Source organism: Microbacterium sp. P5_B6, from assembly GCF_056400345.1.
Window position 1 is genome coordinate 127,047 of the sequence record NZ_JBFULL010000005.1, and the last position, 19,184, is coordinate 146,230.

Here is a 19,184-nt window from a genome sequence, read left to right on the forward strand (position 1 = left end):
TCGGAAACAGGGGCCGTGTATCTTCTGGCCATGAGTTTGAGCCACCGCATCGCCCCGATGACCGGCCGCGACCCTCATGAGGCGAATCGCGCCTCAACCCCCCTCGAGCTGCTGTTCGACCTCACTTTCGTCGTCGCGTTCAGTCAGATCTCGGCCGAGGCGGCGCATTACCTCGAGCTCGGGGACGTCGCCACGGCGCTGGGCGGATTCGCGTTCACGACGTTCGCGGTGTCGTGGGCGTGGATCAACTACTCCTGGCTCGCCTCCGCGTACGACAACGACGACCTGTTCTTCCGCATCGCCACGCTGGTGGTCATGCTCGGCGTCCTCGTCGTGGCGCTCGGCGTCCCCGACGTGTTCCATTCCCTCGCCAAGGGCGAGCACATGAACAACGCCGTGGTCGTCGCGGGCTACGTGGTCATGCGCATCGCGACGGTCGCACTCTGGCTGCGAGTCGCCCGGGAGGATCCAGCGCACCGGAGAACGGCCCTCGCGTACGTCGCCAACATCGCCGTCGCCCAGGTGTTCTGGGTCGCGCTCATCTTCGTCGACCTTCCGGCGGGCCCGACGTTCGCCGTCGCAGGGGTCCTCATCGTCATCGAGCTCGCCGGCCCGCTGTTCGCCGAGCTGAAGTTCGGTCGCACACCGTGGCACGGCCATCACATCGCCGAGCGCTACGGCCTGCTCACGATCATCACGCTGGGCGAGGTCGTGCTCGGGACGATCCTGGCGATCTCGGCCGTCGTCCAGTTCGAGGGGTGGAGCTTCGAGGCCGCCCTCATCGCGCTCGCGGGCATCGCCCTGGTCTTCGGACTCTGGTGGGTGTACTTCATGATGCCGTCAGGCCGAATCCTCCACCGCTATCGCGAGCGCGGGTTCGTCTGGGGCTACGGGCACATCGTGCTGTTCGGCTCCCTCGTGGGCGTCGGAACGGGTCTGCATGTCGCCGCTCAGGTGATCTCGCACGAGGCGCACGTGGATGCCACCTTCGCGCTGATGTCGGTCGCCGTGCCGGTGCTCGTCTTCGAAGTGGTGCTCTTCTCGCTCTACACGTTCCTCGTGAAGGAGTTCGACCTGTTCCACGTCTGGCTCTCGGTCGCCGGCGTCGCCGTACTCGTTCTCAGCGTCGTCGCGGTCCAGGCTGGGCTGTCGATCGGCGGCTCGCTCCTCATCGTGGCCGCCTCGCCGCTCGCGATCGTGGTCGGCTACGAGACGGTCGGCTACCGGCACCAGGCAGCCGTGCTCGAGCGCAACGGCGTCTGACGGAGCGGAGGGCGACGCGGGGCACGACGTGGGCTCTGCGGAGCGGAGGGCAGCGTCGTTCTGCTATCGTGACCGCATGTTCGCGAACCTCACCACGTGGTGGCCCGCCCGCTGACGGCGGTGTGTTCGCGTTCCCCAGACACAGACCGCCCGAGGGCGGTCTTTCTGTTTGAGCGACCGCCCGACCCGATGAAAGGCCGGCGATGACCCCGAGCCCCTCCCCCCTGACCGCGGCGCTCGCGAAGGCGGAGTCCTTCGCGCTCATCGCGCGCGACGGCGTCACCGTCGAGCTGCTGACCGGCGAGATCCTCGATGTGGACCTGCTCGCCGACATCCCGCTCTCGGGCGCCGACGGCGCAGCACGAGAGGTGCTGGCTCTGGTCCCCTTCCGCCAGGTGGTGGAGCGCGGGTTCCAGTGCCACGACGACCGCGCGCCGCTGCGCTGCCTCATCGTCGAGGGCCACGAGTCGTTCCCCCGCGCAGATGCTCTCGCGGAGCTGCCGTCCGCTCCGATCGCGCTGCAGGACGCGGGCTTCGACATCCCGGACGACGAATACGCAGCCATCGTCCGCCGCGTCATCGCGGATGAGATCGGAGCAGGCGAAGGTGCGAACTTCGTCATCCGGCGCGACTTCACCGCGTCCGTCGACGCCGATCCGAAGACGGCGGCGCTGACGTGGTTCCGCGCTCTGCTCGAATACGAGCGCGGTGCCTACTGGACCTTCGCCATCGTGACTCCGGACCACATCGCGGTCGGCGCGAGCCCCGAAGCGCATGTCAGCGCACAGGCCGGCGTCGTGACGATGAACCCGATCTCGGGCACCTTCCGCCACCCGGCGGGCGGGGCCACGACCGAGACCCTGACGGAGTTCCTCGAGTCGGCCAAAGAGACCGAAGAGCTCTTCATGGTGGTCGATGAGGAGCTCAAGATGATGAGCGCCGTCTGCTCCGACGGCGGCCGGATCACCGGGCCGCACCTCAAGGAGATGTCGCGTCTCACCCATACCGAATACGTCCTGCGCGGCCGCAGCCGACTCGACCCGCGCGACATCCTGCGCGAGACGATGTTCGCGCCCACAGTGACGGGGTCCCCCATGCAGAACGCCTGCACCGTCATCACCCGGCACGAGCGCAAGCCCCGCGGCTACTACTCAGGCGTGGCCGCGCTCTTCACGCCCCGCCCGTCCAGCACCGCACCCGTTCCAGCCGACGAGCCGACGCACGACCTCGATGCGCCGATCCTCATCCGCACGGCCTACCTCGTGGACGGTCAGCTCCGTGTACCCGTCGGCGCCACCCTCGTGCGCCATTCGGACCCCGAGGGAGAGGTCAACGAGACGCACGGAAAGGCGGCGGGCGTCCTCGGCGCCATCGGCGCCATCCCGCGCGACACCATCGCCCCGTCGTCGGACGCGATCGACGAGGATGCCCCGGCGGCTGAGCCGGAGCGGCTCGCAGACGATCCGGGAATCGCCTCGCTCCTGACGTCGCGCAATGCACGACTGGCCCCGTTCTGGCTGAATCCGCAGGATGCCGGCGGCTCGGGCCCATTTGCGGGCCGGTCTGCGATCGTCGTCGACGTCGAGGACCGCTTCACGACGATGCTCGCGCACCAGCTGCGGCATCTGGGTCTCTCGGTCGAGATCGTGCCGTGGAACATCGTCACCGACGACCAGCTGGACGAGGTCGAGCTCGTCGTCTGCGGACCCGGCCCCGGTGATCCGCGTGACCCGGTGAGCCCGCGCATCCGCCGCATGCGCGAGATCGTCGGGCGGAGACGGGCATCGGGGCGCCCGCTGCTCGCGGTATGCCTCAGCCACCAGATCCTCGCCGACTCTCTCGGTCTCGAGCTGGCACCGCTCGCGCGCCCGCACCAGGGTCTCCAGAAATCCGTCGACATCTTCGGCGCCCCGGCATCCATCGGCTTCTACAACACCTTCACCGCACGGGTGGAGCCGGGCAGTGCGCGGGTGGCCGACGCGGAGGTTTCATCGGATGCCGAAACGGGAGATGTCTACGCCCTTCGGGGGCACGGCTTCGCCTCGGTGCAGGGGCACCTCGAGTCGATCCTGTCGCGCGACGGGATGTCCGTCCTCGAGCAGCTGGTGGCTCAGGCGCTCACGCCGACCCCGACGCGCTAGTCCGAGCCCCACTCCTCGGTGCGTGCGTCGTCGTAGATCTGCTGCGCTTCGTCCTCCATGGGCTGCCCCTCAGGAGGATTGCGGATGAGCTCTATGCGCTCCAGCATGTAGGCGACCTCGGTGGGGTTGGAGGGAGGCTCGAGGCCGGCATTAGTGGTTTCTGAAGCTAGGGCCGTTCCGGCGTTGAGGACGATCGATACCTGGACTTCGTTGCCGTCTTGACCGATCGCGCGGACTGTGACGGTGTCACCGCTCTGCTCTGCAGCGATGAGGCCCGCATACTCCACAAGTGCGTCGGCTGTCGCGTCATCGACGAACAACGTCTTATCTCCGTACGAGAGGTGCTTCATGCCCCCTGTTCTAGAGCCTCAACGTCCAACCGAGGCAGACGGTTGACAAGCGCATGATGACCTGCAGAGCCTGGCCGTCGTCGACAGTGCGCTCTCTCGCCGAGGGAGCGGCTTACGGATGCGAAGAGCGTGTGCGCTCGACGACAGAGCGCTCTGTCAACCGGGGCCCCGGCATCCGCCCCGGGATTCCTACGGGCCGAGGATCGAGATGGGGTTGAAGATGTCGGCGAGGATCAGCACGCCGCCCATGACTACGAGCGCGACGACCACGATGAACGTGACGGGGACGAGCTTGGTCGCATCCACGGGCTTCGGGGCGGGCAGGCGGAAGATCCTGGCCCAGACGCGCTTGATCCCTTCCCAGAGCGCCACGGCGACATGCCCGCCGTCCAGCGGCAGCAGCGGGATGAGGTTGAAGACGAACAGTGCGATGTTGAGCGAGGCGAGGAGGCCCAGCATCGCCGAGACGCGGTTCAGGATGGGAGCGTCGACGGTCGCCACCTCTCCCGCGAGGATGCCTGCGCCCACGACACTGAGGGGACCGTTGGGGTCGCGCTCCTCGCCGGTCACGAGCGATACACCGGCCTGATAGATCTTGGCGGGCAGCTGCCAGATGATCCCGGCGACCGCGCCGACGTTCTCCACCGCCGCCTGGGCGCCCGCCCACACGGGCTGGCGCACGTAGTCGACCTCGGGACGGATGCCGACGAAGCCCACGGCTTCCGGCTCGGCGGCCGGATCATCCGAGGACGCGGTGATCTCGGCCGGCGTCACGACGATCCGCTGCTCCTCGCCGCCCCGTTCCACCACGAGCACGAGCGGCTCGCCGGGGGATTCGCGGATGATGGCGGATGCCTCGGCGAAGGTGTCGACCGGCGTGCCGTCGACCGAAAGGATGACATCGCCGGACTGGATGCCCGCTTCCTCGGCCGGAGGGGCGGGATCGTCGGGCGCGCACTCGGCAGACAGCGAAGCCGGAACGCATTCCGAGACTCCTGCGACCGTCGTGGTCGCCGTCTGCACGCCGATCCCGCTGAAGATGATGGTGAAGAGCACGATCGCGAGGAGCAGGTTCATGAACGGCCCGCCGAGCATCACGACGATCCGCTTCCAGATCGGCAGCCGGTAGAAGACCCGATCGTCGTCCTCGCCCTGGAGGGTCTCGTCGTTCGCCGTGCGCGCGTCCTGGACCATCGTCGCGAAGAACCCGCCGGCGGCGCGGCCGGCCCGGCTTTCGGAGCCGGCGGCAGTCGGCGAGGGCGGATACATCCCCGCCATCGAGATGTAGCCGCCCAGCGGAATCGCCTTGAAGCCGTACTGGGTCTCACCCCTGCGCCGCGACCAGAGGGTGGGCCCGAACCCGATCATGTACTGTCCGACGCGCACCCCGAACCTCTTCGCGGGCCACAGATGGCCGAGTTCGTGCAGCGCGATCGACACGGCGAGCCCGACGACGAGCACGAGGACGCCGATGATGAAGGCGATGACGGTCACACGGCAACCGTACCCGCGCCAACCCTGGAGTTGGCCTGAGAACGCCAGCAGGCGGCTGAAGGCATCCGGCTCCCCGTGTGCCGGGTGTCATGCGGGAGCCGCGATGAGAGGATTGACGAGACATGTCGACTGACGCGCCCTCGAACCTGCCCCCCGTTCTCCGACCGGAGAACCCCCCCGTCCGCTCCCTCGCCGAACTGGCCAGCCGCTTCGCCCGCGAGACCCGCGGTGAGCTGGACGGCGTGTCGGTGAGCGGCATCACACTCGCGACCGCCGACCTGCGCGCCGGCGAGGCGTTCGTCGCCATTCGCGGCGTGAACCGCCACGGGGCCGAGTTCGCGCGGGCCGCGGCCGACAAGGGAGCCGTCGCGATCGTGACGGACGCGGCGGGAGCGGACATCGCCGCGAGCGCCGGCCTTCCCATCCTCGTCGTCGACGACCCGCGGGGCCTGCTCGGCGAACTGTCGGCGTGGGTGTACGGCACCGGCGCGGACGACGATCTGCCGCTGCTGTTCGGCACGACGGGAACCAATGGCAAGACCAGCGTCTCGCACATCCTCGAGGGCATTCTCGGCCAGCTGGGCGTCGTCACCGGCCTGTCGTCGACCGCCGAACGCCACATCGCGGGCGAGGTCATCGTCTCGCGGCTGACCACTCCTGAGGCATCCGAATTCCACGCGCTCCTGGCCCTCATGCGCGAGCGGGGCGTCGAAGCGGTGGCCGTGGAGGTCAGTGCGCAGGCTCTCAGCCGCCACCGTGTCGACGGACTGGTCTTCGATGTCGCCGGCTTCACCAACCTCAGTCACGACCACCTCGACGACTACGCCGATATGAGCGAGTACTTCGAGGCGAAGCTGCCCCTGTTCCGCCCCGACCGCTCCCGCTCTGCCGTGATCTCGCTGGACTCCACGCCGGGCCTCGAGGTCGTCGAGCGCTGCGAGGTGCCGTTCGTGACGGTGGGGACGCCGGCCATCGCCGCGGATCCGGATGCCGCGGCCTCAGCCGACTGGACGGTGGAGATCCTCGACGAGCGACCCGCCGGCACGGCCTTCCGCCTCCAATCGAGGGACGGCCGCACACTCACGACCGTCGTACCTGTGATCGGCCCGCACATGGCCGCGAACGCCGGCCTCGCGATCGTGATGCTGCTCGAAGGCGGCTACACGTGGGAGGACCTCGTCGCAGCACTCGACGGCGGCAGCATCGAGGCGTTCCTCCCCGGTCGCACGCAGCTCGTCTCGGGCGACGCCGGACCGGCCGTCTATGTCGACTTCGGCCACTCCCCCGACGCCTTCGAGAAGACGCTGGCGGCGGTGCGGCGCGTGACCCCGGGCAAGGTGGTCATGGTGGTCGGGGCCGATGGCGACCGCGACGCCACCAAGCGCCATGACATGGGCCGCACAGCCGTCGAGGGCAGTGACATCCTGGTCATCACCGACCATCACCCCCGCTTCGAGGATCCCGAATCGATTCGCGCGACGCTGATCGAGGGCGCGCTGCGAGCACGACCGGATGCCGACATCCACGATGTCACTCCCCCCGAGCGGGCGATCATCGAGGCGGTGAGCCTGGTCGGCGAGGGCGACGCGATCCTCTGGGCCGGTCCCGGGCACCAGGACTACCGCGACATCCGCGGTGTCCGGACGCCCTACTCCGCCCGCGAACTGGCGCGGCGCGCTCTGGCGGACGCGGGCTGGCCCGTTCCCGCGCCGCACTGGCCTGTCCCGTACCCCTCCGACGCGACTCCGCTCTCGGATCCGTCGCGCGAGTGGCGTCATTGAACCAACGCTGATCAGACAATGGCTTTGTGGTCTGACCACAAAGCCATTGCGCTTCCACGGCCCGAGTTTGTGCACTGCCCCAGACTCCTGGAATGTGGTCTGACCATAGCGCTACCCTGGGGGAAAGGCGCGTCGGACGAGTGCTGCACATAAGGCAAGCCGCAGGCGCGACCTTTCTCGAAGGAGAAGGAAGCGGATCATGAGCATCGTCATCCCCGCAGCTCAGCGCGCCACCGTCGAACCTGCGGACGGGCAGCCGGCCGCGTGGAAGGGCTTCACACCGGGCCCATGGCAGGACGCCATCGACGTCCGCGACTTCATCCAGTGCAACTACACGCCCTATGAGGGAGCGGCTGCGTTCCTCGCGGGCCCCACCGCTCGCACCACCCGCGTGTGGGACACGATCGCGGCGATGTTCCCGGAGGAGCGCGAGAAGGGCGTCTACGACGTCGACCCGCACACACCGGCGGGGATCACCGCCCATGGGCCCGGCTACATCGTGAAGGACGACGAGCTCATCGTGGGCCTGCAGACCGATGCACCGCTGAAGCGCGCCATCATGCCCAACGGCGGATGGCGCATGGTGGAGGGCGCGCTGGAGACGTACGGGTACGAGGTCGACCAGACGCTCAAGACCGCTTTCACCGACTACCGCAAGACGCACAACGCCGCCGTCTTCGACATCTACCCGCCGTCGGTGCGCGCGGCCCGCTCGTCCCACATCATCACGGGTCTGCCMGACGCGTACGGCCGCGGTCGCATCATCGGCGACTACCGCCGCGTCGCCCTCTACGGCGTCGACGCGCTGATCACGGCGAAGAAGCTCGACAAGCTCGGGCTGGACGTCCTGCCATTCACCGAGGACATCGTCCGCCAGCGCGAGGAGCACGCGGAGCAGCTGCGCGCGCTCGCCGAGCTCAAGGCCATGGCGGCCTCCTACGGCTTCGACATCTCGGGCCCTGCCACCACCGCCCAGGAAGCCGTGCAGTGGCTCTACTTCGCCTACCTCGGCGCCGTCAAGGAGCAGAACGGGGCCGCGATGTCGCTCGGCCGCACCTCGACCTTCCTCGACATCTACATCGAGCGCGACCTCGCCGCCGGGCGGATCACCGAAGAGCGCGCGCAGGAGCTGATCGACGACTTCGTCATCAAGCTGCGGATCGTGCGGTTCCTGCGGACGCCGGAGTACGACGCCCTCTTCTCGGGCGACCCCACCTGGGTGACCGAGTCGATCGGCGGCATGGGAGAGGACGGACGCACGCTCGTCACGAAGAACTCGTTCCGCTACCTGCAGACGCTCTACAACCTGGGCCCGGCCCCCGAGCCGAACATGACCGTCTTCTGGAGCCCGAGCCTTCCCCAGGGCTTCAAGGACTACTGCGCGAGCGTCTCGATCGACACCTCGGCGGTGCAGTACGAGTCGGACGACACGATCCGCGAGTACTGGGGCGATGACGCGGCCATCGCGTGCTGCGTCTCGCCGATGCGCATCGGCAAGCAGATGCAGTTCTTCGGCGCCCGGGTCAACCTCGCCAAGACGCTGCTCTACGCGATCAACGGCGGACGTGACGAGAACACGGGTGCGCAGGTCTCGCCCGCCGTCGCTCCGGTGGAGGGGGACGTGCTCGACTTCGACGACGTCATGGCCCGCTTCGACGACACGATGGACTGGCTCGCCGCGACATACGTCGAGGCGCTGAACACGATCCACTGGTCGCACGACAAGTACGCGTACGAGCGGCTGGAGATGGCGCTGCACGATCGCGACGTCCTGCGGACGATGGCCTGCGGCATCGCGGGGCTCTCGGTCGCCGCCGATTCGCTCTCGGCGATCAAGTACGCCACGGTCCGGCCCGTCCGTGACGAGCGCGGCATCGTCGTCGACTACGTCACCGAGGGAACCTTCCCCTCGTACGGCAACGACGACGACCGCGCCGACGAGATCGCGGTCGACCTGGTCGAGCGCTTCATGGCCAAGGTCCGCAGCCATCCGATGTACCGCGACGCCGTGCCCACCCAGTCGGTGCTGACCATCACCTCGAACGTCGTCTACGGCAAGGCGACCGGCAACACCCCCGACGGCCGTCGCGCCGGCGAGCCGTTCGCCCCGGGCGCCAACCCGATGAACGGACGGGACACGCACGGGATGCTGGCATCCGCGCTCTCTGTCGCGAAGCTGCCCTACGACCAGGCGCAGGACGGGATCTCGCTCACCAACACGGTGGTTCCCGCCGGTCTCGGCCGGACGCACGAGGAGCAGGTCGCCAACCTTGCGAGCCTCCTTGACGCGTACGTGGGCTCGAAGGGCTACCACATGAACGTCAACGTCCTCAATCGGGAGACCCTCGAGGATGCCATGGAGCACCCCGAGAACTATCCCCAGCTCACCGTCCGCGTGTCGGGCTACGCCGTGAACTTCGTGCGACTGACTCGCGAGCAGCAGCTCGACGTGCTCTCCCGCACCTTCCACGGCTCGATGTGAGCTGATCCATCATGGCCGCCGTCCTCATCGCCGCACCGGTCCTCCCGTGCGACGCGAGCATGCTCGCTTCCCCCACCGAGCTCTCCGCCCCCGAGCGCGCGATCGCGCGCCGGGGCGGGGCAGGGGTCGACGGCCTCTCCGTGGCCGAGCTCGACCGCTCCGATCGCCTCGCGGCGATGCGAGCGGGCGAGCTCGGCTCCGTGCACTCCTGGGAGCTCGTCACCGCCGTCGACGGTCCGGGAACCCGCCTGACGGTCTTCCTCAGCGGGTGCCCGCTGCGGTGCCTGTACTGCCACAACCCCGACACCCTCGCGATGAAGGACGGCGAACCGGTGACCGCCGAGGAGCTGCTGAGCCGCGTCCGCCGCTACGAGGCGGTGTTCCGCGCCACCGGCGGCGGTGTCACGCTCTCCGGCGGCGAGGTCCTCATGCAGCCCGGGTTCGCAGCCCGCATCCTTCGCGGCGCCAAGGAGCACGGAATCCACACCGCCCTCGACACCTCGGGCTTCCTCGGCGCCCACGCGACGGACGCGATGCTCGATGACACCGACCTCGTGCTCCTCGACGTCAAGGCAGGCGATCCAGACACGTACCTGCGCGCCACCGGTCGCGACCTCGAGCCGACCCTCGCCTTCGGGAGGCGACTCGCGGAGCGGGGACTGAGCGGCCACGGCCCCGAGGTGTGGGTGCGGTTCGTCCTGGTGCCCGGCCTCACCGACGACCACGACAACGTGGCGAAGGTCGCCGGATATGCGGCATCCCTCAATCGCATCCGGCCGGGAACGGTGACGCGCGTCGAGGTGCTGCCGTTCCACCAGATGGGCCGCGACAAGTGGGAGTCGGTCGGCCGCGCCTATGAGCTCGCCGACACCCTGCCGCCGAGCGCCGAACTCGTCGAGCGGGTGCGGGATCAGTTCCGCGCCGAAGGCCTCACGACCTACTGACGCGCGGCGATGCCCCGGTCTGCGGCATCCCTCGCCCACGTCTCCGCCGCTGCCAGCGACTCGCGGGTGAGTGTCGCAGGCGCCTCGTGCGCCTCGACCACGCGCTCGACGATCTCGAGGATGCCGAGGAAGGGCAGCCTCCCCTCGTGGAAGGCATCGACCGCCTGCTCGTTGGCCGCGTTGAAGACCGCCGGATACGTGCCGCGCGCACGTCCGACGCGCTTGGCGAGCCGCACGGCGGGGAATGCCTCGGCGTCGAGCGGCTCGAAGTCCCACGACGACGCCTTGGTCCAGTCCAGCGGACGGCCCACTCCCCCCACCCGGTTCGGCCAGTCGAGGGCCAGCGAGATGGGCAGCCGCATATCGGGCGGCGATGCCTGGGCGATCGTGGACCCGTCGACGAACTCGACCATCGAGTGCACGATGGACTGCGGGTGCACCACGACGTCGATCCGGTCGAGGGGGATGTCGAACAGCAGGTGCGCCTCGATCACCTCGAGTCCCTTGTTGACCAGAGTCGCCGAGTTCGTGGTCACGACCCGGCCCATGTTCCAGGTCGGATGCGCGAGCGCCTGGGCGGGGGTCACGTCTGCGAGTGAGACTCGGTCGCGACCGCGGAAAGGGCCACCGGATGCTGTCAGCACGAGCCGCCGCACCTCTTCGGCCGCGCCGGCGCGGAGCGCCTGTGCGATCGCGGAGTGCTCCGAGTCGACGGGGACGATCTGCCCCGGCTTGGCGCGAGACGTCACGAGATCGCCGCCCACGATGAGCGACTCCTTGTTGGCGAGGGCGAGGGTTCGCCCGCACTCGAGCGCTGCGAGGGTGGGCCCGAGCCCCACGGATCCCGTGATGCCGTTGAGCACCACGTCCGCCTCGACGTCACGGACGAGCTGCTCGGCCTCCACCGCGCCGAAGGCGGTGTGCTCGACGTCGAACTCCTCGGCCTGCGCGGCCACGAGTTCCCGGTTGGACCCGGCGGCGAGCCCGACGACCTCGAACCGGCGCGGATTCGCGCGGATGACCTCGAGGGCCTGCGTGCCGATGGAGCCGGTGGAACCGAGGATCAGGACGCGACGCACGTCGTCAGCCTAGACCGCGGCGCCGCATCCCGTTCCGGCTCTACTGCGGGGTGGCGGCCGTCGCCTTCTGCACCGCAAGGATGTCGACGACGAAGACGAGCGTCTGGCCCTTGAGATCCGCCTCGGTGATCTCTCCCTCGCCGTACGCCGCCGCGGGGGGAAGGACGGCGATGACCTGCGAGCCGACCGTCTCTCCGGTCACGGCGTCCGTGAAGCCCGGGACGACGCCGCTTCCGACCGTGAAGCTGAACGGCTGCTTGCCCCAGGACTCGTCGAAGACGTCCCCGGTGTTCCACGAGACGCCGTGGTACTGCACGAGCACCTGATCGCCGGCCTCGACGACGGCTCCATCGCCCTTCTTCAGGGTCGCCTTGGAGAACTCGGTCGGGATGTCACCTTCGGGCAGGGTCACCGTCGGAGATCCGTCGTCATCGAGCTCGACCGTCGGCATTCCGTCGACCGGCTCCTGCGGCTCGCCCCACGCCTCGGTCGGCGCCGTTCCGAAGACGTCGATGAGGTACACCAGGGCCGGGCTGCTGCCGTCGGCCGCCGCGGGCACCGCCACGGCGTAGCGGGAACCGGGCTTCGGGCAGCCGAGCAGCTGGCCGACGCCGCTGTCGGGCGAGATCTGCTGCGGGAGGAGATCGTCGTTGTAGCCCTGCGCCGCGACCTTCTCGCCGGAGGTGGCGTCGTAGGCCGAGAGCCCGATCCGAATCAGGTCTCCGGATTCCGCCTCGTCGCCCGAGCCCTCCTCGACCACGGTCGACTGCGGCTCGGTGATCTCGAGCGGGGCGGTGAAGGTCGCGGTCGGCTCCGCGCCCACGTCGCCCTCGGCGGTGACCGCGTCGGATGCCGCGCCTGACGCGACCTTGGCACCGCAGAGGTCGCCTGCAGCCGACGCCGTGGGGGTCGGCTCGGAGTCGTCCGTTGTCGACGGCGTACAGCCGGCGAGCAGCAGGACCGAGAGGACGGCTGCTGAAGACAGGAGGGCGATCGGGCGAGTGCGCACGGCAGAAACCTCGTTCATCGATGGGCGGAACCTCCATCCTCGCCCATACTTTCTCTGCCGATGCTGAGAACCGCCATGCCGTGACCGGAATGGAACCCGGAGTACCCTCGACGGGTGACTTCCGCGGATACCCCTGCCCTCTCGACTCCTGACGAGGAGCCGGCTGCAGGCCGCATGGGCCTCACCTACGCGGTCGGCCGATTCATCCTCACACCCCTCGGCCGCCTCATGTACCGCCCTCAGGTCGACGGCCAGCACAACGTGCCCAAGTCCGGCGCCGTCATCTTCGCGAGCAACCACCTGTCGTTCCTCGACTCGATCGCCATCCCGATCGCGTCCCCGCGACCCGTTCACTTCCTGGCGAAGGCCTCGTACTTCGACGGCACGGGCTTCTCCGGGTGGGCGTCACGCGAGTTCTTCACCGCCATCGGCGCCGTGCCCGTCCAGCGGGGCGCAGGCCAGGCCGCGCTCAATGCCCTCGACCAGCAGCGCCGCCTCCTCGAGGACGGCAACGCCGTCGCGCTGTACCCCGAGGGCACGCGCTCGCTGGACGGCCGCCTCTACAAGGGCCGCACGGGCGTCGCCTTCCTCGCACTTCAGACCGGAGCACCGGTCGTCCCGGTCGGGCTCATCGGCACCGATCGCGTCATGCCCGTCGGCGCCAAGATGCCGTCGATGAAGGAGCGCGTCGCCGTCCGCTTCGGCGAGCCGCTCGACCTCTCACACCACGGTCCCGCCGAGTCGGGCCGCGCGCGGCGCCTTGCGACCGACGACATCATGGCCGCGATCCACGCCCTCTCCGGACAGGAGCTCGCCAACGCCTACAACGAAACGCCCGCACACGGCATGGACCGCATCAAGCAGGTCCTGCCGCACGAGCGACGCTGACTCTTCACCGGCGCCCGCGCACCCACCGTTTCACAGGTCAACCACGCGTCTACAGGACGATTTCGGCCGCATCGCCCTGTAAGGGCGTGGTTGACCTGTCGTTCCGGGGTCGGGGTCAGGGCCCCGCGACCTCGATCGTGGGCTCGTGCCGCACGGGGAAGTTCACCGAGCTGGCGATGAAGCACCACTCGTGAGCCTGCGTGTGAGCGGCGGTCGCGGCATCCGTCATCGAAGAATCGGCGACCGTCACGTGCGGCCGGAGCACGACCTCGGTGAATCGCCCGCCTCCGCGACCGTCCTCGACCATGATTCCGGATGCCTCGTCCCGATAGTCGACGACGATGACCCCCGCCTGTACGCACGCGTGCAGGTACGACAGCAGGTGGCACTCGCTGAGCGAGGCGAGGAGCAGATCCTCCGGATTCCACTTCGCGGGATCGCCGCGAAAGGGCTTGTCGCTCGAGGCGTGGAGGGTCGGCTTGCCATCGATCTCGACCGTGACGGAACGGTCGTAATCGCGGTAGCCGCTCGTGCCCGTGCCGCGGTTGCCCGCCCACGTGGCCTGCAGACGGTAGCGGTGTTCGCCGAGCATCGCCCCAGTCTCGCACGCGTCATCGCCGCGGGGGCCCGGCGGTAGGCTGGCGTGGTGCCGCAGACTTTCGCCGCCGCCGACGCCGTCGAGCTGGCCGTCGTCGAACGGAGCGGATTCGTCGAATCCCGGCATTCCGGCTCGGCGATCGTGCTGTCGCCGGACGGGATCGTCGTGCAGCAGCTGGGAGATGCGACCTCCCCGATCCTCCCCCGGTCGAGTCTCAAGCCGCTGCAGGCCCTCGCCTGCCTGACAGCCGGCGCCCCCCTCGAGGGTGAACGGCTCGCCCTTGCGACGGCGAGCCACTCCGGCTCCGACCGCCATGTCGCGGTGGTCCGAGACATCCTGGATGCCGCTCGCCTCGGCGAGACGGCCCTTGCGTGCCCCGCCGCGTGGCCGACCGATCAGGCGACGCGCGACGAGCTCGTCCGCGACCACTCCGAGCCGTCCGCCATCCGCATGAACTGCTCCGGAAAGCACGCCGCGATGCTGCTGGCCTGCACGGTGAACGGCTGGGACACGGACGGCTACCTCGCGCCCGAGCATCCGGTGCAGGTTCATATCCGCGACGTCATCGAGCGCCTGGTCGGCCACAAGGCGGCAGCGACAGCGGTGGACGGATGCGGTGCTCCCGTCTACTCGACGAGCCTCTCGGCGCTCGCCAAGGCGATCCACCGCGTGGGGACGGCCTCACCGACTTCGCCGTTCGCGCTGCACCGCAACGCCGGCGCCCTCGTGCGCGCTGTCCGGGAGAATCCGTGGGCGATCGACGGACCCGGCCGCCCTGACACGATCGTCATCGAGCGGCTCGGCGTCTTCGCCAAGACCGGGGCCGAAGGCGTCATGGTGATGGTCGCGCCGAACGGCACGACCGTGGCGCTGAAGATCCTCGACGGGAGCGGCCGCGCCGCATCGGCCGTCGCGCTCCGTCTGCTCGAGCGCGCCGGCGCCCTCAGCGCGAAGGACGTCGCCGAGACCCTCGCGAGGCTTCCGCTGTCGGTCTCGGGCGGCGGCACAGCGGTCGGGGCCATCCGCCCCACCATCTAGCGGGCTCCCACGAGGAGCGGAAAGGAACGATCGATGAGGATCTCCGTACCGAGCGAAGTCAAGAACAACGAGTACCGCGTGGCGCTCACCCCTTCGGGTGTGCACGATCTGGTGGCGGCAGGACACGAGGTGTTCGTGCAGCGCGGCGCCGGCGAGGGATCATCCATGCCGGATGCCGAGTACGACGCGGCAGGCGCGACGCTGCTCGACGACGCCGCCGAGGTCTGGGCGCGGGCCGAGCTGCTCCTCAAGGTCAAGGAGCCGATCGAGAGCGAGTACGGCTTCTTCCGAGACGACCTGGTGCTGTTCACCTACCTTCACCTCGCCGCCGATCGCCCGCTGACCGACCAGCTCGTCGCCGACGACGTCACCGCGATCGCCTACGAGACGGTGCAGCTCGCAAGCGGCGGGCTGCCCCTCCTCGCCCCGATGAGCGAGGTTGCAGGGCGCCTCGCGCCCACCGTCGGCGCCGCGACGCTCATGCGCTCTTCCGGCGGGCTGGGCCTGCTGATGTCCGGAGTGCCTGGCACGCGTCCCGCGCGGGTCACCGTCATCGGCGGCGGTGTCGCCGGAGCGAATGCGGCCGTGATCGCCGTCGGCCTCGGAGCCGACGTCACGGTGTTCGATACCAATGTGCAGCGGCTGCGGTACCTCGACGACCACTTCCAGGGACGGGTCAAGACCGCGGCATCCAATCCGCTCGACCTCGATCGCGCCGTCGTCGATTCGGATCTCGTCATCGGCTCAGTGCTCATCCCGGGCGCGAAGGCGCCGAAGCTCGTGACGAACGACATGGTGCGGCGCATGCGTCCGGGGAGCGTGCTCGTGGACATCGCCGTCGACCAGGGCGGATGCTTCGAGGACACGCGCCCGACGACCCACGCCGATCCCACCTTCCCCGTCCACGGGAGCATCTTCTACTGCGTCGCGAATATGCCGGGGGCGGTACCCAACACGTCGACCTCGGCGCTCACGAACGCGACGCTCCCCTACATCCGGCAGATCGCGCGGTCGGGATGGAAGGAGGCGCTGCGCGCCGACGCCGCCCTCGCCGCCGGCCTCAACACCGTGGCCGGAACGGTCGTGAATCCGGGAGTCGCAACTGCCCACGGGCTGGAGCTCGCTCCGCTGGCGGCCGCGATCGCCTGACCCATCGGCTCGGACGCCGGACGGGACGCCCTTCGGCGGGCAGCCGCTCGGCTGCCCGCACCCCGGCTCCGAGACGCCGCTCGGCGCGGCAGCCGCACCCGGCTCCCAGGTCAGTGCCGTGATCAGCCGATCGGCTTCTCCTCGATGCCCCACGGGCTTCCGTAGCCGGCGGGAGCGGGAGCTGCGAGCAGCTCGAGGAAGGGCTTGGCGTCGAACGCCTCGGGCCCGAGGATCCCGGCGCCCGACCAGGTGCCGTTCGCGAGCAGCTCGAGGGCGATCACGGGGTTGAAGGCCGTCTGCCACACCACCGCCTGGGAGTTGTACTCCTTCATCGTCTGCTCGTTGTCGGCGACATGGTACAGATAGGTCGAGCGCGGCTGACCGTCCTTTCCCTTGCCCCTCACCCAGACGCCGGCGCAGGTCTTGCCGGTCATCTTGTCGCCGAGCGTCGCCGGATCGGGAAGCGCGGCGGCGACGACATCGCGCGGAGAGACCTGCACCCCCTTGACCGACAGCGGATCCGTGCGGTCCAGGCCCAGCTTGTTGAGCACCTTCAAGACCTCGATGAACTCGTCGCCGAGGCCGTACTTGAATGTGACGCGCTTCGCTTTCGTCCAGCGCGGCATGAGCAGGACCTCCTCGTGCTCCACATTGACGCACTCGACCGGTCCGATGCCCTCGGGAAAGTCGAAGACCTCGGGCTCGCTGAAGGGCGGCGTCGTGTACCAGCCGCGGCCCTCCTCATAGATCACGGGAGGGTTGAGGCACTCCTCGATCGTCGTCCAGATGGAGAACGAGGGGGCGAAGTCGTAGCCGTCCACGACCAGGTTCGCGCCGTCGCGCACTCCCAGCTCGTCGATCTCGCTGAACAGCTCGTCCTCGGCGTACCGCGCGAAGACATCCGACAGTCCGGGCTCGACGCCGACTCCCACCAGGGCGAGGCGGCCGGCATCCTTCCACTGCTGCTCCTTGGCGAACTGCTCATCCCCGAGCTTCACGCCGGTCAGCTCATGCGGCCGTTCGGGATGCCGGTGCGACAGGCTCATGGCCATGTCGAGGTAGGTCGCGCCGGCGGTGAAGCATCCGTCGAAGATGGGCATCACGAATCGGGGATCGACCGCATTGAGGACATGGGTGACGCCGTGCTCGCGGATGAGAGCGGCCACGGAGTCAGCGCTGGATGCGTCGACCTGCGCGCCCGCGAGTCGCCCATCCCCCAGCTCCGCGATCAGCGCCGCGGGCCGAGCGGGGTCGTAATCCGCGATGACAAGCGACTCGAAGAAGCTGCGGCGGACGGCGATGCGCGCCGCTGCCGAGCCGACGCCGCCGGCGCCGACGATGAGGATGCGCATGGGTGAGCTCCTGGTGGTGGTGATCGGTGGGGACGGCGTGTGGCCTCAGACGAGCCCGCCGTCGATGGAGCGTGCGAAGTCGGCGGCGTCCTCGGGCACGAGCACCTCGGTCTGCTTGTTGAGGCTCTCGCCACGGAAGAAGGGCTTGGCCCGCGGGAAGAAGAACCACAGCACCATGAGGAGCACGCCGAAGGCCAGCGAGCCCACCCCGAGCACGAAGGTCCCGCCGATCCCGAGCAGCACGGTGTAGCCGTAGTCGACGTCGTACATGTCGATGGCCGACTGCACGAAGGCGTACGTCAGCATGAGCGAGCCGAGCAGAGGGAAGAGGAACTTGTAGAAGAAGTTGTAGGTCGAGGCGAACAGCTCCCTGCGGAAATACCAGACGCACGCGAAGCCGGTGACGCCGTAGTAGAAGGCGATCGCAAGGCCCAGGGAGAGGATCGAGTCCTGCAGGATGTTGTCGCTGATCAGCGTCATGCCCACGTAGTAGACGGACGCGACCACGCCCATCACGACCGTGGAGAAGGACGGCGTGCGGTAGCGCGGATGCACGTCGGCGAACTTCCGCGGCAGCGCCTTGTAGGCGGCCATCGCAAGGGTCCCGCGTGCCGTGGGAAGGATCGTGGTCTGCGTCGAGGAGATCGCCGAGATCATCACGGCGACCACCAGCACCCAGCCCACCGGTCCCAACAGCCCGTCCTTGATGGCGAGGAAGAAGTCGTCGGCATTGGCCTCGTTGCCCAGGCCCGTGCCCTCTGTGCCGAGTCCGGCATACATCATCGCGGCGACGGTCACGCCGACGTACGTGACGAGCAGGATCACGGTGGTCAGGAGTGCCGCGCGGCCGGGGATCCGCTTGGGGTCCTTCGTCTCCTCATTGAGGGCGAGGCAGGTGTCCCATCCCCAGTAGATGAACAGCGCCAGGAGGACCGCCTCGATGAACGCGCTCCAGTCCGTGAAGGCGAAGGGGTTGAACCATGACCAGTCGAACGGCGTGGGGTTCGGGGCTGTGCCCGCGAAGAACTGCCAGAGGGCGGCGACGACGAAGATGGCGAGCGCCGCGTACTGGATGGCGAGCAGGACGTTCTGGATCTTCTCGCCGATCTCGACACCGCGCCAGCTCACCCACGTCATCGCCGCGATGAAGACGACACCCGTGAACGTGACGAGCGGGACGTTCTCGGAGAGCAGCGCATCGTCGGAGCTGCGGACGATGCCGTCGATCAGCGCCCAGAAGTAGATTCCGGCGATCTGCGCGAGGTTCGCGAGCACGACCATGCCCGCGACGGCCACACCCCAGCCCCCCATCCATCCCACCCACGGGCCGAACGCCTTCGTGCCCCACGTGAAAGTGGTGCCGCAGTCGGGCACGGCATTGTTCAGCTCTCGGTAGGCGAAGGCGATGAACAGCATCGGGATGAAGGCGAGCACGAACGCGATCGGAGCCTGGGCGCCGACGGCGAGGACGACGAAGCCGAGCGTGGCGACGAGCGAGTACACGGGCGCGGTCGAGGCCAGTCCGATGACGGTTGAGCCCCAGAGGCCCAGCGATCCCGCCTTCAGACCTTTTCCGTCGGGCCGGTTGAGGTCGATAGGGGTGGTAGACACGATGC

General features: G+C 68.8%; 15 protein-coding genes. 8 read left to right on the forward strand and 7 right to left on the reverse strand.

Features of this window, described 5'->3' with window-relative positions; all coding sequences use genetic code 11:
• Positions 1 to 30: 30 nt before the first annotated feature.
• Together AC1DP3_RS08675 and AC1DP3_RS08680 are read left to right on the forward strand one after the other, a co-directional pair.
• Positions 31 to 1,263: a low temperature requirement protein A gene (locus AC1DP3_RS08675; protein WP_477292756.1), complete on the forward strand. Its 1,233-nt coding sequence runs from the start codon at positions 31 to 33 to the stop codon at positions 1,261 to 1,263.
• Between the two features lie 203 nt (positions 1,264 to 1,466).
• A complete protein-coding gene (locus tag AC1DP3_RS08680) occupies positions 1,467 to 3,404 on the forward strand; it encodes an anthranilate synthase family protein (protein ID WP_477292757.1) in 1,938 nt (645 codons plus the stop codon).
• On the opposite strand, the gene AC1DP3_RS08685 is transcribed toward AC1DP3_RS08680, so the two are convergent.
• Positions 3,401 to 3,754: a hypothetical protein gene (locus AC1DP3_RS08685; protein ID WP_477292758.1), complete on the reverse strand. Its 354-nt coding sequence runs from the start codon at positions 3,752 to 3,754 to the stop codon at positions 3,401 to 3,403. The two genes, AC1DP3_RS08680 and AC1DP3_RS08685, sit on opposite strands and share 4 nt — an antisense overlap.
• 189 nt (positions 3,755 to 3,943) lie before the next feature.
• Positions 3,944 to 5,248 carry a M50 family metallopeptidase gene (locus AC1DP3_RS08690; RefSeq protein ID WP_477292759.1) on the reverse strand — a complete coding sequence of 435 codons (1,305 nt, stop codon included), beginning with the start codon at positions 5,246 to 5,248 and terminating at the stop codon, positions 3,944 to 3,946.
• Positions 5,249 to 5,370: 122 nt separating this feature from the next.
• On the opposite strand from AC1DP3_RS08690, the gene AC1DP3_RS08695 reads away from it, so the two are divergent.
• From AC1DP3_RS08695 to pflA, 3 genes are all read left to right on the forward strand, one after another.
• Positions 5,371 to 7,029 carry a Mur ligase family protein gene (locus tag AC1DP3_RS08695; RefSeq protein ID WP_477292760.1) on the forward strand — a complete coding sequence of 553 codons (1,659 nt, stop codon included), beginning with the start codon at positions 5,371 to 5,373 and terminating at the stop codon, positions 7,027 to 7,029.
• Positions 7,030 to 7,228: 199 nt separating this feature from the next.
• Positions 7,229 to 9,511 carry a formate C-acetyltransferase gene (pflB, locus tag AC1DP3_RS08700; RefSeq protein ID WP_477292761.1) on the forward strand — a complete coding sequence of 761 codons (2,283 nt, stop codon included), beginning with the start codon at positions 7,229 to 7,231 and terminating at the stop codon, positions 9,509 to 9,511.
• Positions 9,512 to 9,522: 11 nt separating this feature from the next.
• Positions 9,523 to 10,455: a pyruvate formate-lyase-activating protein gene (pflA, locus tag AC1DP3_RS08705; RefSeq protein ID WP_477292762.1), complete on the forward strand. Its 933-nt coding sequence runs from the start codon at positions 9,523 to 9,525 to the stop codon at positions 10,453 to 10,455.
• On the opposite strand, the gene dxr is transcribed toward pflA, so the two are convergent.
• Together dxr and AC1DP3_RS08715 are read right to left on the reverse strand one after the other, a co-directional pair.
• A complete protein-coding gene (dxr, locus tag AC1DP3_RS08710) occupies positions 10,449 to 11,534 on the reverse strand; it encodes a 1-deoxy-D-xylulose-5-phosphate reductoisomerase (protein ID WP_477292763.1) in 1,086 nt (361 codons plus the stop codon). The genes pflA and dxr overlap by 7 nt on opposite strands.
• 40 nt (positions 11,535 to 11,574) lie before the next feature.
• Positions 11,575 to 12,543, reverse strand: a complete 969-nt coding sequence (locus tag AC1DP3_RS08715; RefSeq protein WP_477292764.1) for an FKBP-type peptidyl-prolyl cis-trans isomerase — start codon at positions 12,541 to 12,543, stop codon at positions 11,575 to 11,577.
• Between the two features lie 114 nt (positions 12,544 to 12,657).
• On the opposite strand from AC1DP3_RS08715, the gene AC1DP3_RS08720 reads away from it, so the two are divergent.
• Positions 12,658 to 13,431 (forward strand): lysophospholipid acyltransferase family protein, encoded by a 774-nt coding sequence (locus AC1DP3_RS08720; RefSeq protein ID WP_477292765.1) that lies wholly within the window; start codon positions 12,658 to 12,660, stop codon positions 13,429 to 13,431.
• 115 nt (positions 13,432 to 13,546) lie between these two features.
• Here the strand turns inward: AC1DP3_RS08720 and AC1DP3_RS08725 are convergent, their stop codons facing one another.
• Positions 13,547 to 14,023: an OsmC family protein gene (locus AC1DP3_RS08725; protein WP_477292766.1), complete on the reverse strand. Its 477-nt coding sequence runs from the start codon at positions 14,021 to 14,023 to the stop codon at positions 13,547 to 13,549.
• 54 nt (positions 14,024 to 14,077) lie between these two features.
• On the opposite strand from AC1DP3_RS08725, the gene AC1DP3_RS08730 reads away from it, so the two are divergent.
• Both AC1DP3_RS08730 and ald read left to right on the forward strand, forming a co-directional pair.
• Positions 14,078 to 15,067: an asparaginase gene (locus AC1DP3_RS08730; RefSeq protein WP_477292767.1), complete on the forward strand. Its 990-nt coding sequence runs from the start codon at positions 14,078 to 14,080 to the stop codon at positions 15,065 to 15,067.
• Between the two features lie 33 nt (positions 15,068 to 15,100).
• On the forward strand, positions 15,101 to 16,216 hold the full coding sequence (ald, locus tag AC1DP3_RS08735) for an alanine dehydrogenase (protein ID WP_477292768.1): 1,116 nt from the start codon (positions 15,101 to 15,103) through the stop codon (positions 16,214 to 16,216).
• 122 nt (positions 16,217 to 16,338) lie between these two features.
• Here the strand turns inward: ald and AC1DP3_RS08740 are convergent, their stop codons facing one another.
• Entirely contained in the window at positions 16,339 to 17,568 is a 1,230-nt protein-coding gene (locus AC1DP3_RS08740; RefSeq protein WP_477292769.1) for a saccharopine dehydrogenase family protein, read from the reverse strand.
• Positions 17,569 to 17,613: 45 nt separating this feature from the next.
• A complete protein-coding gene (locus AC1DP3_RS08745) occupies positions 17,614 to 19,179 on the reverse strand; it encodes an APC family permease (RefSeq protein ID WP_477292770.1) in 1,566 nt (521 codons plus the stop codon).
• Positions 19,180 to 19,184 lie beyond the last annotated feature (5 nt).

Excerpts from the sequence above, each read along its gene's own strand:
- AC1DP3_RS08680 (WP_477292757.1), top strand. The coding sequence starts at position 1,467 with ATGACCCCGAGCCCCTCCCCCCTGACCGCGGCGCTCGCGAAGGCGGAG.
- AC1DP3_RS08695 (WP_477292760.1), top strand. The coding sequence starts at position 5,371 with ATGTCGACTGACGCGCCCTCGAACCTGCCCCCCGTTCTCCGACCGGAG.
- AC1DP3_RS08725 (WP_477292766.1), bottom strand. The coding sequence starts at position 14,023 with ATGCTCGGCGAACACCGCTACCGTCTGCAGGCCACGTGGGCGGGCAAC.
- ald (WP_477292768.1), top strand. The coding sequence starts at position 15,101 with ATGAGGATCTCCGTACCGAGCGAAGTCAAGAACAACGAGTACCGCGTG.
- AC1DP3_RS08740 (WP_477292769.1), bottom strand. The coding sequence starts at position 17,568 with ATGCGCATCCTCATCGTCGGCGCCGGCGGCGTCGGCTCGGCAGCGGCG.
- AC1DP3_RS08685 (WP_477292758.1), bottom strand. The coding sequence starts at position 3,754 with ATGAAGCACCTCTCGTACGGAGATAAGACGTTGTTCGTCGATGACGCG.
- pflA (WP_477292762.1), top strand. The coding sequence starts at position 9,523 with ATGGCCGCCGTCCTCATCGCCGCACCGGTCCTCCCGTGCGACGCGAGC.
- AC1DP3_RS08675 (WP_477292756.1), top strand. The coding sequence starts at position 31 with ATGAGTTTGAGCCACCGCATCGCCCCGATGACCGGCCGCGACCCTCAT.